Genomic DNA, 16357 nt, shown 5'->3' with positions numbered 1-16357 from the left:
GCGCCCGGACGCCGACCGGCTGGTCGAGGTCCGCCGGCTGTGCGACGAGGTCCAGACCGCGCGGGAGGGCGCCACTGCACGACGAGCCGYGGTTCTCGACCGCGCCGCGGCACTGCCGGGCCGGCTGATCACCCTCCGCGACGCCCTGCGGGGTGCCGAGGAGGCCGCCGTCCGCCTCCCCGCGGTCACCGCCGAGGTGGAGCAGGTCCGCGCACGACGTGACGCCGCGCGCGACCGGAACGCCCTCGTCCCGGTGCTGCGGGCGGCCGTCGCCGACCGTGAGGCCGCGCGTGCGGAGATCACGGTGCTCAAGGAGCGCTGGCTCGAGATCCGGGAGGCTCGCCTGGATGGCATGGCGGCTGAGCTCGCGGGCCAGATCGCGGTGGGCTCGAGCTGCCCGGTGTGCGGGTCCTGCGAGCACCCCAGCCTCGCGGTGCCCGCCCACGGCTCCCCCGACGCCGCGAGCGAGCGAGCGGCGCGCAAGGCGGTCGACGACGCGGAGACCGTGCTGGTCGCCCTGGACGATCGGGCCCGGCAGCTGGAGTCCCAGCACGCCGCCCTGGTCGCACTCACCGGGTCCGAGCAGGTCGGCTCCCTCGACGAGGAGCTGGCCGAAGCCCTCGACCGGCACGCGGAGGTCGCCTCCCAGGCCGCGCGGACGCCCACGCTGGGGCCAGAGGTCGCCGCCGTCGAGGCCGAGGCCAGCGGCCTGCAGGCCGAGGTCGACGCCCACGAGCAGCGCCTTGCGGCGCTCGACTCCCGGCTCGAGCTGCACCGCGCCGAGTGCGAGCGTCTCGCGACCCGGGTGGCCGCCGTCCTCGACGGCACCGGCCAACCGACCCTCACCGCGCTGCGCGCCCACCTGGCCCGCCGCCATGACCGGCTGGCCGAGGCCTGTGCCGCCGACGAGGAGCTGCGCTTCGCCGAGCGCGACCGCCGCACCGCGGAGCGGGCCCTGGTCGAGGCCGCGGACCGGGCAGGCTTCAACGGGCTCGACGACTACCGCGGAGCCCTGCTCCCCGACGGCGACCTCCGACGGCTGGCGGCCGAGCTCGACGCCGCCGAGGCCCGGCTCCTCCGGGCCCACGAGGTGCTCGACGACGCGGCTCACGCCGAGGCGGCGTCGCGGGGTGTCCCGGACCTTCCCGGTCTCCGTCGTCGCCGCGAGACGACCGGGGCCGCCGTCCGGGCCGCGCACGCCGCACTGGAGATGGCCCTCCGCCGGGTCACCCGCCTCGACGACCTCGGCACCGACCTGGCCGACGCGCTCGACGCCTGGGCCCCGGTGCGGGCCGACCTGGACCTCGCGACCCACCTGTCGGCCTTCGTCGAGGGCAAGTCGGCCGACAACACCCTGCAGATGCGTCTGTCTGCCTACGTCCTGGCCCACCGGCTGAGCCAGGTCGTCGCGGCGGCCAACGAGCGCCTGGCCACCATGAGCGACCAGCGCTACTCCCTCGAGCACACCGGCCGGCGCGGAGCCGGTGAGACCCGGGGCGGCCTCAGCCTGCTGGTGCGCGACGACTGGTCCGGGGAGTCGCGCGACCCGGCCACCCTGTCCGGGGGTGAGACCTTCGTGGTGTCCCTCGCCCTCGCCCTGGGCCTCGCCGACGTCATCACCCAGGAGGCGGGTGGCGCGGACCTCGACACCCTCTTCGTCGACGAGGGCTTCGGCTCCCTCGACGCCGAGACCCTCGACGACGTCATGGACACGCTCGACAGCCTGCGTGACGGCGGCCGCGTCGTGGGCGTCGTCAGCCACGTGGCCGAGATGCGAGACCGGATCCCCACCCAGCTGCGCGTCCTCAAGCATCGCCACCGGGGATCCCGGGTCGAGACCGTGTCGGCCTGAGCTGCGCCGTCCGATGGATCACGCAGGACGCGAGGCCCCAGGACACCGGCATGGAAGACTCGACCGAGCAGGCCCACTCACCACCAGCGGCAGGATGACATGGATCCTTTGGTCGACCGTCGGGACTACGCGGCGCTGTCCGATTGCACGTACCTGAACCAGGCCTCCCTCGGCCTGATGCCTCGCGTGTCCCTCGAGGCGACCACCCGTTTCCTGACCGACGTGGCCCAGCACGGCAACCTGCGACTGTCGGACCGGGCCGAGAGCGAGATCCTTGACTCGCTTCGAGCCGCGGCGGCCGAGATGCTCGGCGCGCCGCAGGCCGCGGTCGCGGTGGTGGGCGGAGCGAGTGAGGGCCTCGGTCAGCTCGCCGCCTTGCTGACCGACCCGGAGGGCGAGGTCATCCTGGTGCCGAGCGACTTCCCGAGCGTGACCTACCCCTGGCTGGCCGCCCGTGAGCGTTCCGGGATGCGGATTCGCTGGGTCCCTGACGTGGCCTCCGAGGACCTCACGCTGTCGCTCGTCGATGCCATCAGCGAACGAACCACGGTCGTGTGCGTGAGCGCGGTCCAGTACGCCACGGGCACGCGGATCGACGTCGCCGCACTCGTGGCACGTGCTCGAAGCGTTCGCGCCCGGGTCGTCGTCGATGTCACCCAGATGGCAGGAGCCGTCCCGGTCACCATGAGCGACTGGGGGATCGACGCGCTGGTGTGCAGCGGGTACAAGTGGCTGTCCGCTCCCGGCGGCGTCGCGCTGCTTGCGGTCACCGAGGACCTTGCGGCCGACGTCCCCCGGCTCGTCGGGTGGAAGGGCAGCGCCACACCGTTCGCGTTCACCCCGCAGGAGCTCTCGCTCGCCGGGGACGCGCGCCGTTTCGAGCTGTCGACGATGTCGTACAGCTCGGCTCTGGGCCTGCTCGCGTCCATCAGGATGCTGGGCGGAGTCGGGCTGAGCTCGATTCAGGAGCACGCGGACCGGCTTGCGACCAGCCTCGTGCAGCGTGTGGCGCCGCTCGGTTGGAGCCCCTTCCGCCCCCTCGACGATGAGTCCGCCAGCGGTCACATCGTCTCGTTGCGACACCCGACAGCGCCGGTCGAGCACGTCCAGGCCGCACTCGCCGACGAACGCAGGGTCATCACCAGCTCACGCGGCGGCGGAATCCGTGTCTCGCTCCACCTCTACAACAGCGAGGATGACGTGCGAGCACTGGCCGACGGGCTCGAGTCGATCGGCGCCCCCACCAGCCGGTCAGGGCAGCTGTAGCCGTCCGGCCCGGATGGCTACCTCAGCGAGGCAAGGACCAGGACGACAGGTCCAGGCCCCAGTCGTCCGCGAGCCGGCCGACCTGCGGTCGGTAGAGCACCTCCAGGGACTCGACCAGACCGCTCGGCGGCTCCCACGTCGCGTGGCTGCTCGAGCGCGACGGCCGGTCCACGTCCGTGAGCGGCACCGTCGTGAGGCCGAGGCGCGTCCACACGGCGTCGACGGCGAGCTGCGGCTCGCGGCGTACGGACTCGTAGACCATCACCATCATCCGCCCGCGACCCACGTGGTGCTCCCACATGGCCAGCTGGTCGGCGTAGAACCCGCTGAAGCCCTGCACCGTGATCGGCACCGGGTAGGGCCACGGCGAGCTGGCCCGGGTGGCGGCCAGTCGCATCGCGGAGAGGAAGCGCTCCACCGGGTCGCGCAGGAGCACCAGCACCGGGACCTCCGGTCCCAGCAGCCGGGCCGCGACGGCCGGCGCGGAGGCGTGCCGCAGGTACTGCGGCGTCCACTCCCCCCGCCGCACGCCGTCGGCGGGAAACAGGTCGAGGTACTCGGAGGCGGGCACGACGCCGTCGCCGACCTTGTGGAGCAGGTGCTGCTCCTTCTTGCCGTTGGTCCCGAGGTCGACCTCCGGGTGCTGGACCAGCAGGTCGGTGAACCACGTCGTCCCCGAGCGCTGGGCACCGATCCCGAGCCACGCCGGTGTCGTCATGCGGAGCACCCTAACCGCTGGGCTAGGTTCGGACCCATGAGTGCTCAAGGCCTCGACCCCACCTTCGCGTCCCTGCCCTACCGCGACCTCGGCGACGTCGCGCTGGGCCGGGCCCGCGAGCTCGGGGCGACCCACGCCGACTTCCGCTTCGAGCGGGTCCGCTACCAGTACCTCGCCGCCCGCGACGGCATCCTGCAGACCGCGATGGACACCGAGGACCTCGGCTTCGCCGTGCGGGTGATCCACCGCGGGGCGTGGGGGTTCGCCTCCGGTGTGGTCCTCACGCCCGAGGAGGCCCGGCGGATCGCCGAGACCGCGGTGGCGGTCGCCGAGGTCGCCGCGGAGATGACCACCACCCCGGTCGAGATCGCGCCCGAGCCCGTCCACGACGACGTCACCTGGATCTCGGCGTACGACCTCAACCCGCTCGAGGTGCCGACCGCCGACAAGGCGGCCGTGCTCATGGACTGGACCGACCGGCTGCGCTCGCACGCCGCCGTCGGGCACGCCACGTCCTTCCTCCAGCAGGTGCAGGAGAACAAGTACTACGCGGACCTGGCCGGCACCCGCACCACCCAGCAGCGGGTGCGGATGATGCCCGGATTCGAGGCGATGGGCTCCGACGAGAGCACCGGCGTCTTCGACTCCATGGCCTCGATCGCGCCGCCGGTGGGGCGCGGCTGGGAGTACGTCACCGACGGCACGTGGGACTGGGACGCCGAGCTCGCCGAGGTCCCCGAGCTCCTCGCCGCCAAGCTGGCCGCCCCGAGCGTCGAGGCAGGCACCTACGACCTGGTGATCCACCCGTCCAACCTGTGGCTCACCATCCACGAGTCGATCGGGCACGCGACCGAGCTGGACCGGGCCCTCGGCTACGAGGCCAACTACGCCGGGACGTCGTTCGCCACCTACGACAAGCTCGGGACCCTCCAGTACGGCTCCCCGGTCATGAACGTCACCGGCGACCGCACCACCGAGCACGGCCTGGCCACCGTCGGCTACGACGACGAGGGTGTGCGGACGCAGTCGTGGGACATCGTCCGCGACGGGGTCCTCGTCGGCTACCAGCTCGACCGCTCGATGGGTCACATGAAGCCCGAGCTGCACGAGGGCCGGTCCAACGGATGTGCGTACGCCGACTCCCCCGGACACATACCCATCCAGCGGATGGCCAACGTGTCCCTCCAACCCGCTCCGGACGGCCCCACGACCGAGGAGCTGATCGGTCGCGTCGAGCGCGGCATCTACGTCGTCGGCGACAAGTCGTGGTCGATCGACATGCAGCGGTTCAACTTCCAGTTCACGGGCCAGCGGTTCTACGAGATCGTCGACGGCGAGCTCAAGGGCCAGCTGCGTGATGTGGCCTACCAGGCCACCACCACCGACTTCTGGGGCTCCATGGAGGCGGTGGGCGGTCCCGACACCTGGGTGCTGGGCGGGGCGTTCAACTGCGGCAAGGCCCAGCCCGRCCAGGTCGCCGCGGTCAGCCACGGCTGCCCGACGGCGCTGTTCCGCGACGTACGCATCCTCAACACGAACGACGAGGCAGGCCACTGATGGCGACCACCGTGACCCCCCAGCAGCTCGTCGAGCACGCACTGGCGGCCTCGAGCGCCGACGACTGTGTCGTCATCGTGCGGGCGACGAGCAGTGCCAACCTGCGCTGGGCCAACAACACCCTCACCACCAACGGCGTCATGGTCTCCAGCGACGTCACCGTCATCTCCTTCGTCGGAGGCACCGCACGTACGGCGACCGGCTCGGTGTCGGGGTCGGCCAGCAGTCGTGCGCAGGTCGACGCCCTCGTCGCTGCCGCTGACGCCGCAGCCCGTGCCGCCGGTCCCGCCGAGGACGTTGCCGACCTGGTCGCCGATCGCACCAGCCCCGACTGGGACGACGTGCCCGAGCAGACCGACATCCACGTGTACGACGCGTTCGCGCCCGCCCTGGGCGAGGCCTTCGGACAGGCGTCCGCGGCCGACCGGGTGCTGTACGGCTTCGTCAACCACGAGATGGTCACCACCTTCCTCGGCTCCTCCCGCGGTCTTCGACTGCGGCACACCCAGCCGACCGGCCACTACGCCTGCACCGCCAAGACCACCGACCTGGCCAGCAGTGCCTGGGTCGGCGGCGCCACCCGCGACTTCGCCGACGTGGATGCGCTCACGATGGCCGACCAGGTGGCCACCCGCCTCGGTTGGGCCCAGCGGCGCACCTACCTGCCGGCCGGTCGCTACGACACGATCCTGCCGCCCAGCTCGGTGGCGGACCTGATGATCGACGCCTACTGGGGCGCCGGCGCCCGGGTCGCCCACGAGGGCGAGTCCGTCTACAGCCGTCGTGGCGGAGGCACCCGGATCGGCGAGCGGATCGCCCGCCCGGGGGTCCACCTCTACTCCGACCCGGCGTACGCCGCCCTGGCCTGCGCACCGTTCGACGTCGCCGCGGCGTCCGACAACACCGAGTCGGTCTTCGACAACGGCCTTCCCCTCGAGCGCACCGACTGGATCCGCGACGGCGAGCTCGCCTCGCTCATCCAGACGCGGCACTCCGCGGCCATGACCGGCCAGCCCGTGACGCCGATGATCGACAACCTGGTGCTCGAGGTCGACGGGGCGGGCGGTTCGGTCGAGGACCTGGTGGCCGGGACCGAGCGCGGCCTGCTGGTGACGTGCCTGTGGTACATCCGCGAGGTGGACCCGCAGACGATGCTGCTCACCGGCCTCACGCGTGACGGCGTCTACCTCGTCGAGGGGGGTGAGATCACCGGCGCGGTCAACAACTTCCGCTGGAACGAGAGCCCGGTCGACCTGCTCAACCGGTTCAGCGCGGCCAGCGCGACGGTGCCGAGCTTCAGCCGGGAGTGGGGAGACGACTACTTCTCGCGCACCGCGACGCCGGCCCTGCGCATCCCCGACTTCAACATGTCGAGCGTCTCGCAGGCCCTGTGATCCTCGGTCGAGGAGGACGGCGACACCGCACACGACGGTGAGCAGGCTCAACCCAGCCAGCGGCGCAGCCGCTTGCGGTCAACGACGTCCGGCCAGACCCTCTCGAACTCGTCGTCCAGGTGTGCGGCGTGGGCGTCCTCGTGCGCGTGCAGGCGCCCGTAGGTGAAGTCGCTCTCGCCCGCTGCGCGCGCCGCCGACGCCAGCTCGAGCAGGTCCCGGCGCGCCACGACCGTGTCCTGCCGGTCGCCCAGCAGCGACGACATCCGTTTGGCTGCCCGGGCCAGCCTGCCGGCGTCACCGCCCCACACCGGGACCAGCGCCTCCACCTCGTAGCGCAGCCGCTTGGCCGCCTTCCGGGCGTCGTGCACCGCGGAGTCGTGCTTCGTGGCGTCGTCCTCCCCCGCCCGGTCGATGGCCCTGACCCGCCGGCGCAGCTTCTTCCAGTCCTTGAGGACCATCGGCGGCAGGACCTCACGCGCCGGCCGCCCGGCCAGCTCGGTCCACGGCTCCTTGTCGATCCCCTCCAGGACCAGCCGGTCCAGGGCCGCCAGCAGGGCGAGGTAGCGCGGTGACTCCAGCGCGGTCCGCACCTTCTCGTCGGCCCGCTCCTGGCGATCGGCGTACGTCGCGTCGATGCGTCGCCGTACGAGGCCCACGACGAGGTCGTCCGGCTCGGCGTCGACCATGTGGAGCAGGCGGGCGTGACCGACCTCGACGTCACGCGAGTCGCCCAGGACGCGCGCCAGCCACCGGAGCTCGTGGCTGACCCGGCCGGCAACCCCCTCCTCGAGCAAGTGGCCGTAGGCGCCGAGGGCCGACCTCATGCGGCGTGTGGCGATGCGCGCCCTGTGCACCGAGTCGGGCTCCCCGCGGCGGATCGCGCTGTCCCGGCGCGCCAGCTCGGCGCGCTGCTCGTGCAGGAGCCGCTGCAGGACGAGGCCGGATGGCCGGCCTCGCTTGGGGCGGCGGGGCCGTGACGAGCGCGGCACCCCCTCCCCCACCACCCGCTCCACCTTCCGCTGGATCTCGCTGAGCTCGACGCCCAGGCCGGCGAGCATCCGGGTGGCCGCCTCCAGCAGCGCCCGGTCGCCGGTGACGAGCTCGAGCTCCCACTCCCGCCACTCGACCGCGGTCCCGGCGTCCGGCACCGTTCCGCGCACCCGGTCGTCGGCCAGCTCGGCCAGGACCTCACCCTCGGCCCCGACGAGGCGGTGGGTGGTGCGCCGCGTGTCGATGGTGGCCACCGGCGCCAGCTCGGCGCCGCGGGTCCAGGCGTGCACCGCCTCGCGCAGCGGCTTCGGCACGACGTGCGTGGCGCGGGCGAGCGGCAGGTGGACCTCGTCGCGTCCGTCTCCGGCCGGGACCTTGAGGTGCCAGCCCTCGTCGGCGCCGCCCTCGCGGCGACGCAGCGTGACCCCGGCCGCCATCAGCGACAGCTCGGCGGTGTCGAAGTAGACGGCGACCAGGTCGTCGGTGCCCGCGCCCTCGACGGAGACCACCCCGGGCAGGCCGGTGAGGTCGGGCACCTCCGCGTCGGCGGCAGGCGACCATGTCAGCTCGACCTCGTGGTGGTCCGGCACCCCTGAGGTGTACCGCACCGGGCAGGCCTCCGCCTCGTCCGTCCCGGACTAGTCCCCCAGATGCGGCACGCCGCGGGCTGCGGGGACAGCGGCCCGTCCTCAGGCGGGGTGACCTCCGGGAACCGGAGTGCCCGGCTCGTAGGGCTGTCGGGTCAGGATGAACGTGCCCACGTCGAGGTGCGAGACGGACCCGTCGTCGCGGCGTACGACGTGCAGCTCCTCGCCCGCGTGGTAGCCGCGGGTCCCCACGATGCGACCGTCGACGTCGACGAAGCGCCACAGCTCCACGTGGCGCCGACGAGCGACCAGGTCGCCCCCCTCGCAGGCCAGGACGTAGGGCGTCGCGCCCCAGTGCCAGACGCCGAGGGCGTCGGCGAAGGCCGCCGGCACGCTCTCGTTGGGCCGCCACACCGGTGGCATCGTCGGCTCGCACCGCTCGAGCTCGTCGAGCAGCGCCGCGCCGAACGCCATCACGGGCACCCCGCCGGTGGCGTTGACCAGGCCGACCACGCCGGTGCGCCGCGTGCGGTCGACCAGGCAGATCGCGTGGAAGCCGGGCATCGAGCCGCTGTGGCCCACGAGGGTGCCCGCGCCACCGCGCATCACCTGGAAGCCCAGGCCGTGGGCGTAGGCGAGACCCGTCGACTCCTCGCCCGCCTGCGGCGTGAACGCCTGCGCCAGCACGGATGCGGACAGGACGTCGGCGTGGCCGTCGAGCAGGAAGGTGCAGTACGTCGCGAGGTCGGTCACCGTGCTCCACACCTGGCCGGCGGGCGCCATCGCGGCCGTGTCGGGCAGCGGCTCGGGGATCAGCGTCTGGGCGTAGGGGTGCACCGACCAGCCGAGCGCGTGCGCACCGGAGGCCTGGTACGACGTGCGGGTCATCCCGAGCGGGACCAGGATCCGCTCCTCGACCGCCTCCCACCACGTCTGCCCGCGCAGCCGGGCCACCACCTCGCCGAGGAGCCCGTAGCCGAGGTTGGAGTAGTGGAAGCGGCGGTCGGGGTCGAAGGCCGCCGCGGAGCCGTCGTTGGCCGCGGCGAGCTCCTCGAACGTCCCGCCCTCGGTCCGCTCCCACCACGATCCGGCCGGCTCGGCCTGCAGGCCGCCCGAGTGGGCCAGCAGCTGGCGGATGGTGCGGTCGGCGTACCCGACCTCTCCGAGCACGTCGGAGGCCGGCCCGTCCAGGGACAGCACGCCCTCGTCGACGAGCTGCAGGACCAGGACAGCGGTCAGGGTCTTGGTGATGGAGCCGACCTTGTACTGCGTGTCGACGACGTCACCGGGCACGTCGCCGACGCCGTCGGCCCAGGCCAGCCCGCCACCACGCACGACACCGGCGACGATCGAGGGCACCTGGCCCTCGGACTGCGCCGAGGCCAGCCGCCAGCGCAGCCGCCGTGCCGTGTGCTCGGTGACGGCGTCGATCTGCGGGGTCATTCGGCGAAGGCCTCGGGTGGCGGGCAGGCGCAGACCAGGTTGCGGTCGCCGTACGCCTGGTCGATCCGGGCCACCGGCGGCCAGTACTTGTCGGGGTCCACGCCGGTCGGGAAGACGCCGACCTCGCGGGAGTAGGCGCGGTCCCAGTCGCCGACGAGCGCGCGGGCCGTGTGCGGTGCGTGGCGCAGCGGGGAGTCCTCGGGGCTCCAGGTCCCGGCCTGCATCTGGGCGATCTCCTCCCGGATCGCGATCATCGCGTCGCAGAAGCGGTCGATCTCCGCGAGGTCCTCGGACTCGGTGGGCTCGACCATCAGCGTCCCGGCGACCGGGAACGACATGGTCGGCGCGTGGAAGCCGTAGTCGACGAGGCGCTTGGCCACGTCGTCCACGCTGACGCCTGACTCCTTGGTCAGGCCGCGCACGTCGAGGATGCACTCGTGGGCGACCAGGTCGCCGTGTCCGCGGTAGAGCACCGGGTAGTGCTCCTGCAGGCGGTGCGCGACGTAGTTGGCGCTGAGCACCGCCACGGCGGTCGCCCGGGCCAGCCCGGGGCCGCCCATGAGCCGGATGTAGGCCCACGAGATGGGCAGGATGCCCGCCGAGCCGTACGGCGCCGCGCTGATCGCGCCGATGCCGGTGCGCTTGTCCTCCTCCGGGTGCATCGGGTGCGAGGGGAGGTACGGCGCCAGGTGCTCGCGGACCGCGACCGGGCCCACGCCGGGCCCGCCACCGCCGTGCGGGATGCAGAACGTCTTGTGCAGGTTGAGGTGCGACACGTCGCCCCCGAACTCGCCCGGCCTGGCGTGGCCGAGGAGCGCGTTGAGGTTCGCGCCGTCGACGTAGACCTGGCCACCGTGGCCGTGCACGATCTCGCACAGCTCGGTGATCGTGTCCTCGTAGGCCCCGTGCGTGGACGGGTAGGTCACCATGATCGCGGCGAGTGCCTCGGAGTGCTTGTCGCACGCCGCGCGCAGGTCGTCGAGGTCGACGGTGCCGTCGTCGGCGGCCTTGACGACCACGACCTTCATCCCCGCCATCACCGCCGACGCCGCGTTGGTGCCGTGCGCGGACGACGGGATGAGGCAGATGTTGCGGCCCTCGTCCCCACGCCCGCGGTGGTAGCCCCGGATGGCCAGCAGGCCGGCCAGCTCGCCCTGCGAGCCGGCGTTGGGCTGGATCGACACGCGGTCGTACCCGGTCACCTCGGCCAGCCACCCCTCGAGGTCGTCGACGAGCTGGCGGTAGCCGGCCGCGTCCTCGGCCGGTGCGAAGGGGTGCAGGTCGGCGAAGCCCGGCAGGCTGATGGGCTCCATCTCGGTGGTGGCGTTGAGCTTCATCGTGCAGGAGCCGAGCGGGATCATGCCGCGATCGAGGGCGTAGTCGCGGCCCGACAGCCGGCGCAGGTAGCGCAGCATCTGCGTCTCGCTGTGGTGGCTGCCGAAGACCTCGTGGGTGAGGTACGCCGTCGCGCGACGCAGGTCGACGGGCAGGCCCTCGGGCACGTCCTCGTCGATCTCGGGGGCAGGGACGCCGAAGGCGCGCAGCACACTGGCCACGGTGGCCGGCGTGGTGCACTCCGAGGTGCTGATGCCGACCCGGTCGCCGTCGACCAGGCGCAGCTGGAGGCCGAGGCTGCGCGCCCCGGCGACCACGTCGGCCGCGCGACCGGGGACGACGGCGGTGAGGGTGTCGAAGAAGGTGTCGTTCTCGAGCTCCACTCCCCCGGCCGTCAGGGCCCCGGCGATCCGACCGGCGAAGCGGTGGGTGCGCCGGGCGATCTCCCGCAGGCCGTCGGGGCCGTGGTAGACGGCGTACATCGAGGCCACGACGGCGAGGAGCACCTGCGCGGTGCAGATGTTGGAGGTCGCCTTGTCGCGGCGGATGTGCTGCTCGCGCGTCTGCAGCGCGAGCCGGTAGGCCGGGCGGCCCTCGGCGTCCACCGAGACGCCGACGAGGCGTCCGGGCAGGTGACGCTCGAGCCCCGCGGCGACGGCCATGTAGCCGGCGTGCGGTCCGCCGTAGAACAGGGGTACGCCGAAACGCTGCGAGGACCCGACCACCACGTCGGCGCCGAGCTCGCCCGGAGCCTCCAGCACGGTCAGGGCCAGCAGGTCGGCGGCCACGACGGCCAGCGCGTCGCGCTCGTGGGCCGCCTCGATGACCGGACGCGGATCGAGCACCCGCCCGGAGGCGCCGGGGTACTGCACCAGCACTCCGGACAGCTCGCCCTCGGGCAGCCCCTCGGTGAGATCGGCGACCACCACGTCGATGCCCATGGCCTCGGCCCGGGTGCGCACCACGTCGATCGTCTGCGGGAGCGCGTCGGCGTCCACGACGAAGGGCCCGCTGGCCTTGCGGTTGCCGCGCCGCACGAGGGTCATTGCCTCGGCGGCCGCGGTGCCCTCGTCGAGCAGCGACGCGTTGGCGGTGGGCAGCCCGGTCAGGTCGCCGATGACGGTCTGGAAGTTGATGAGGGCCTCGAGGCGGCCCTGGGAGATCTCCGGCTGGTACGGCGTGTAGGCGGTGTACCAGCTCGGGTCCTCGAGGACGTTGCGGCGGATCACCGGCGGGGTGATGGTCGCGTGGTAGCCCAGTCCGATCATCGCCTCCGCGGGGCGGTTGAGCCCGGCGATGCGGCGCAGGTCGCGCGCGGCCACGTCCTCGGTGAGCGCCGGCGGCAGGTCGAGCTCGGCGCCGGCCCGGATCCCGCCGGGGACGGCGGCCTCCATCAGCGCGTCGAGGCTGTCGAAGCCGAGCTGCTTGAGCATCACCTCGACGTCGGGCTCGCGCAGGCCGATGTGGCGATCGACGAACGGTGCGGTCGTGAGGTCGGACGAATCCGTCATGGAGGCTCCCTGGGTCGCGGTCAGCGGGCCTCCCCCTCTGTCGTCCCCCGCGGGGGTCTCCAGAGCTGCCTGGTCTGCACGGTCCGGGTGCCTGAGAGGTTCCGGGGAGGAATTGCCCCTTCGGCGCTTGCCCGACCGAGGCCGGGCGAAGACTCTCCCGTGCGGGATCATCAGCAGCACCGAATCTACCAGCGCCCGGGCGCCGACCCGACCTGGACGCGATGATGGCCCGGTGAGGTCTCCCCAGGTCCTGGTCGCCGGTCCCGTGTCGTGGAACCGCGTCGTCCACCTCGACGCGCTCCCCGATCCCCGCCCGCACACCGTGTTCGCCCGCCGCCACGTCGACACGCTCGGGGGCACGTCGGCCGGCAAGGCCCTGCACCTCGCCGCGCTGGGCGTCGGCGTCACCCTGGCCACGGTGCTCGGCGAGGATCCCGAGGGCGACCTGGCTCGGACGGCGCTGCAGCATCCCTCCGTCACGGTGCTGGCGGACACGTCTGCCGGGGGCACCGAGCAGCACCTCAACCTGATGGACGACCGCGGCGGGCGGGTGTCGATCTACCTCCGCCTGCCCGACGTGCTGGCGGCACCGGAACACCCGGCTGCCCTGGCGGGGGCGCTCGAGTCCTGCGACGTCGCCGTCCTGGACCTCGCGGAGGTCGCCCGGCCTCTCCTCGCCCGGGCCCGGGCCGCCGCGCGCCCGGTGTGGTGCGACGTGCACGACTACGACGGCGCCGCGGCCTTCCACCGCGACTGGGTGGACGCGGCCGACGTGTTGTTCCTCAACGACGACGGGATGGCCGATCCGCTGCCCTTCATGCGTGCCCGCGTGGACGCCGGCACGTCGTTGGTCGTCTGCACCCGGGGCGCGCGGGGGGCGACGGCGGTGACGGCGACCGAGGAGCTGGACGTCCCGGTCCGGCCCGTCACCGACGTGGTGGACACCAACGGGGCCGGCGACGCGTTCTTCTCCGGCGTCCTGGCGGCGACCCTGGCCGGGCACGGCCTGGCGCAGGCGATGGAGGCCGGGCACCGGCAGGCCGCGGAGTGCCTGCGCTCCCCCGGGCTCGCCCCTTCCCGCACGGACCCCTGAGACGTACGACGGGCCCGGAGCGTGTGCTCCGGGCCCGTCGCGTGGTCTGTGTGGTGTGGCGCTCAGCCGGTCTGGCGCGCGGCCCGCCGGGCGGCGAGCTCGTCGCTGGGTGCGGGCGCGTCCTGCGCGGTGCGCTCGCTCGGCAGCTCGGCGAGGGTGCCCTCGATCTCGCGCCACACTCCCCCGATGGCGATGCCGAAGACGCCCTGCCCACCCTGGAGGAGGTCGATCACCTCGTCGTTGCTGGTGCACTCGTAGACGCTGGCCCCGTCGCTCATCAGGGTGACGCGGGTCAGGTCGTCGGTGCCGCGCTCGCGCAGGTGGGCGACCGCCGTGCGGATCTGCTGCAGCGAGATGCCGGCGTCGAGCAGACGCTTGACGACCTTGAGCAGGAGGATGTCGCGGAAGGAGTAGAGGCGCTGGGTGCCGGACCCGGACGCGCCGCGCACGGTGGGCTCGACGAGGCCGGTGCGGGCCCAGTAGTCGAGCTGGCGGTAGGTGATGCCGGCCGCGTTGCAGGCCGTCGGCCCTCGGTAGCCGGTGTCGCTCGGGAGCGGCGAGACGTCGTCGGTGAAGAGCAGTCCCTGCTCGTCGGCGATCTCGGCGGCGTGGGCTGCCTCAGCACCCACGCGGTCCTGCTCGTTCTCGTTCGAAGCCACGACGACCCTCCACGGTCTACTCCTCCACTGGGCGTAGCTCCGGGGGAAAGGCGGATGCGGGGAAGGGCAACCACACGGGTGGAGTTACAGCGAAGAACTTCAACCTATGCCTGTGGTGCAGGGTGGTCAAACGTCTCCGCGGCGTGTCGTAACCCTCAACCTCAGGTTGAGAGTCAGGCTTCGGGCCGCTCGAAGTCCTCGGGTGAGACGTGGTCGAGGAACTCGCGGAAGGCCTCGACCTCGTCCTCCTGCTCCGCGGGGACGGCAAGACCGGCCTCGTCCAGGACGCCCTCGGCGCACACGATCTTGGCGCCGGTGCGCAGGGCGAGGGCGATGGAGTCGGAGGGCCGTGCGCTGACGACCTGGCCGGACGCGAAGACGAGCTCGGCGTAGAAGACGCCGTCCTTGACGTCGGTGACCCGCACCTCGCTCAGCTGCTGACCGGTGGCCTCGAGCACGTCCTTCATGAGGTCGTGGGTGAGTGGTCGCGGCGGCACGACTCCCTGCTGGGCGAAGGCGATCGCCGTCGCCTYCACCGCCCCGATCCAGATGGGCAGGTAGCGCTCGCCGGATGCCTCCCTCAGCAGCACGATCGGCTGGTTGGAGGGCATCTCGACGCGGACTCCGATGACGTCTACTTCGCGCACGCCATCACCCTACTCCCGGCCCAAGAGCGACCCGGGAGGGCGGTCAGCGACGGCGCAGGCCGGTCTTGACCAGCGTGGCGTGCAGGCGCACGGACAGCGCCGCGATCTCGGTGACGGCGTCCGCCGCACGTCCCCGGGCGCCGGTGTCGCGACCCCGCTCGAGCGGAGCGACGACCTGCTCGACCAGCCCCACCTCGCGGTCGGCGGCCGTCTTGAAGGCACGCAGGTGCCTCGGCTCGAAGCCGAAGTCGGCCAGCTCGCGAGCCGTCTGGGCCACGACCAGCGCGTCGGTGTCGTAGTGCCGGGTGCCGGTGCGCGGTGCGATCAGGCCGAACTGCTCCAGCTGGGTGAGGAGCTCGTCGGAGACCTCGGCGATCTTGAGCAGCTCCATCCGGGAGAGGCGGACGTCGCTGGTGCGTGCGAAGGACTCGGGCGACGGCAGCCCGTCCGCCGCCAGCGCGACCTGGGGCACGGTGGGGACGACGCCCTCGATCGGCGGCGGCTCGAGGCCACGGTCGATGGCGTCGAGGTGCTCCCCGATGACCTTGAGCGGCAGGTAGTGGTCACGCTGCATGCGCAGGACGTACCGCAGGCGCTCCACGTCGTCGGAGGAGAACTTCCGGTAGCCGGCCGGCGTCCGCTCGGGCTTGATCAGACCCTTGTCCTCGAGGAAGCGGATCTTGGGGATCGTCACGCCCGGGAAGTCGGTACGCAGCTGCTCGAGCACCTGCCCGATGTTCATCCGGCCGCGCGGAAGCGACCCGGACGCTGGTCCCGAGGCCGCCGGCGAGGAGGGGACGGACACCGATCAGCTGCCCGAGGCGCCGGAGAAGAACACGAGGCGGTACTTGCCGATCTGGACCTCGTCACCGTCGGTGAGACGCACCGAGTCGATCCGGTCCCGGTTGACGTAGGTGCCGTTGAGGCTGCCCACGTCGCTGACCGTGAACTCGTTGCCGTTGCGCCGGAACTCCGCGTGGCGGCGCGAGACGGTGACGTCGTCGAGGAAGATCTCGCTGTCGGGGTGCCGACCGGCGCCCACGAGGTCGGTGTCGAGGAGGAAGCGGCTGCCAGCGCTCGGCCCACGCTGGACCACGAGGAGCGCGTGACCCTCCGGGAGCGCGTCCACGGCGGCCGCGTCCACGGGGCTCAGCTGCCGGTCCGACGACTCGGCGCTCGGAACTCCGAACGTGATGGTCGCGGTCGCGTCACCCGCGGCCCGGCCACCCCCGGACGCGGCGCTCGTCTCGTCCGCAGGCACCAGGCGGGTGCCGCACTGGGCGCAGAAGCGTGCGTCGTCCGGGT

At 72.8% G+C, this 16357-nt stretch carries 13 protein-coding genes and 1 riboswitch; of the genes, 5 read left to right on the top strand and 8 right to left on the bottom strand.

The features are described 5' to 3' along the window. Positions 1–1852 (top strand): SbcC/MukB-like Walker B domain-containing protein (locus AC1DQF_RS18250; protein WP_477526650.1); only part of this gene is annotated, 1852 nt, incomplete at its 5' end. A 99-nt stretch (positions 1853–1951) separates the two neighbouring features. Beyond that, on the top strand, positions 1952–3118 hold the full coding sequence (locus tag AC1DQF_RS18245; protein WP_477526649.1) for an aminotransferase class V-fold PLP-dependent enzyme: 1167 nt from the start codon (positions 1952–1954) through the stop codon (positions 3116–3118). Between the two features lie 22 nt (positions 3119–3140). Here the strand turns inward: AC1DQF_RS18245 and AC1DQF_RS18240 are convergent, their stop codons facing one another. Beyond that, complete coding sequence (locus AC1DQF_RS18240) at positions 3141–3836, bottom strand: sulfotransferase domain-containing protein (RefSeq protein ID WP_477526648.1); 696 nt, start codon at positions 3834–3836, stop codon at positions 3141–3143. Positions 3837–3872: 36 nt separating this feature from the next. Here AC1DQF_RS18240 and AC1DQF_RS18235 point away from each other — a divergent pair, with 36 nt between their 5' ends. Then, complete coding sequence (locus tag AC1DQF_RS18235; RefSeq protein WP_477526647.1) at positions 3873–5393, top strand: TldD/PmbA family protein; 1521 nt, start codon at positions 3873–3875, stop codon at positions 5391–5393. Next, the gene (locus AC1DQF_RS18230; RefSeq protein ID WP_477526646.1) at positions 5393–6787 is read left to right on the top strand and encodes a metallopeptidase TldD-related protein; all 1395 of its coding nucleotides are present in this window, start codon (positions 5393–5395) and stop codon (positions 6785–6787) included. Before AC1DQF_RS18235 ends, AC1DQF_RS18230 begins: the two co-directional genes overlap by 1 nt. Before the next feature lie 47 nt (positions 6788–6834). Here the strand turns inward: AC1DQF_RS18230 and AC1DQF_RS18225 are convergent, their stop codons facing one another. The 3 genes from AC1DQF_RS18225 to gcvP form a co-directional block, all read right to left on the bottom strand. Further along, positions 6835–8367 carry a CYTH and CHAD domain-containing protein gene (locus AC1DQF_RS18225; RefSeq protein WP_477526645.1) on the bottom strand — a complete coding sequence of 511 codons (1533 nt, stop codon included), beginning with the start codon at positions 8365–8367 and terminating at the stop codon, positions 6835–6837. 99 nt (positions 8368–8466) lie between these two features. Continuing rightward, positions 8467–9807, bottom strand: coding sequence for a serine hydrolase domain-containing protein (locus AC1DQF_RS18220; RefSeq protein ID WP_477526644.1), 1341 nt, complete (start codon positions 9805–9807; stop codon positions 8467–8469). Continuing rightward, positions 9804–12653 carry an aminomethyl-transferring glycine dehydrogenase gene (gcvP, locus tag AC1DQF_RS18215; protein ID WP_477526643.1) on the bottom strand — a complete coding sequence of 950 codons (2850 nt, stop codon included), beginning with the start codon at positions 12651–12653 and terminating at the stop codon, positions 9804–9806. Before gcvP ends, AC1DQF_RS18220 begins: the two co-directional genes overlap by 4 nt. Before the next feature lie 69 nt (positions 12654–12722). Next, positions 12723–12823: riboswitch (glycine riboswitch) on the bottom strand. 62 nt (positions 12824–12885) lie between these two features. Here gcvP and AC1DQF_RS18210 point away from each other — a divergent pair. Next, a complete protein-coding gene (locus tag AC1DQF_RS18210) occupies positions 12886–13746 on the top strand; it encodes a carbohydrate kinase family protein (RefSeq protein ID WP_477526642.1) in 861 nt (286 codons plus the stop codon). A gap of 62 nt (positions 13747–13808) precedes the next feature. Here AC1DQF_RS18210 and AC1DQF_RS18205 read toward each other — a convergent pair whose 3' ends face one another. From AC1DQF_RS18205 to AC1DQF_RS18190, 4 genes are all read right to left on the bottom strand, one after another. Beyond that, a complete protein-coding gene (locus AC1DQF_RS18205; RefSeq protein WP_477526641.1) occupies positions 13809–14405 on the bottom strand; it encodes a MerR family transcriptional regulator in 597 nt (198 codons plus the stop codon). 173 nt (positions 14406–14578) lie between these two features. Beyond that, a complete protein-coding gene (locus AC1DQF_RS18200) occupies positions 14579–15052 on the bottom strand; it encodes a bifunctional nuclease family protein (protein ID WP_477526640.1) in 474 nt (157 codons plus the stop codon). 43 nt (positions 15053–15095) lie between these two features. After that, the gene (gene ftsR, locus AC1DQF_RS18195; protein ID WP_477526639.1) at positions 15096–15794 is read right to left on the bottom strand and encodes a transcriptional regulator FtsR; all 699 of its coding nucleotides are present in this window, start codon (positions 15792–15794) and stop codon (positions 15096–15098) included. Positions 15795–15860: 66 nt separating this feature from the next. After that, positions 15861–16357 (bottom strand): FHA domain-containing protein (locus AC1DQF_RS18190; protein ID WP_477526638.1); only part of this gene is annotated, 497 nt, incomplete at its 5' end.

This window comes from Nocardioides sp. P4_G4 (assembly GCF_056401085.1).
Note: the sequence above shows the minus strand (reverse complement) of the source record. Positions and strands in the feature narration are given on the sequence as shown.

What these genes read in the sequence shown, in the direction of transcription:
- AC1DQF_RS18220 (WP_477526644.1), bottom strand. Translation starts at nt 9,807, where the DNA reads ATGACCCCGCAGATCGACGCCGTCACCGAGCACACGGCACGGCGGCTG.
- ftsR (WP_477526639.1), bottom strand. Translation starts at nt 15,794, where the DNA reads ATGAACATCGGGCAGGTGCTCGAGCAGCTGCGTACCGACTTCCCGGGC.
- AC1DQF_RS18240 (WP_477526648.1), bottom strand. Translation starts at nt 3,836, where the DNA reads ATGACGACACCGGCGTGGCTCGGGATCGGTGCCCAGCGCTCGGGGACG.
- AC1DQF_RS18245 (WP_477526649.1), top strand. Translation starts at nt 1,952, where the DNA reads ATGGATCCTTTGGTCGACCGTCGGGACTACGCGGCGCTGTCCGATTGC.
- AC1DQF_RS18230 (WP_477526646.1), top strand. Translation starts at nt 5,393, where the DNA reads ATGGCGACCACCGTGACCCCCCAGCAGCTCGTCGAGCACGCACTGGCG.
- gcvP (WP_477526643.1), bottom strand. Translation starts at nt 12,653, where the DNA reads ATGACGGATTCGTCCGACCTCACGACCGCACCGTTCGTCGATCGCCAC.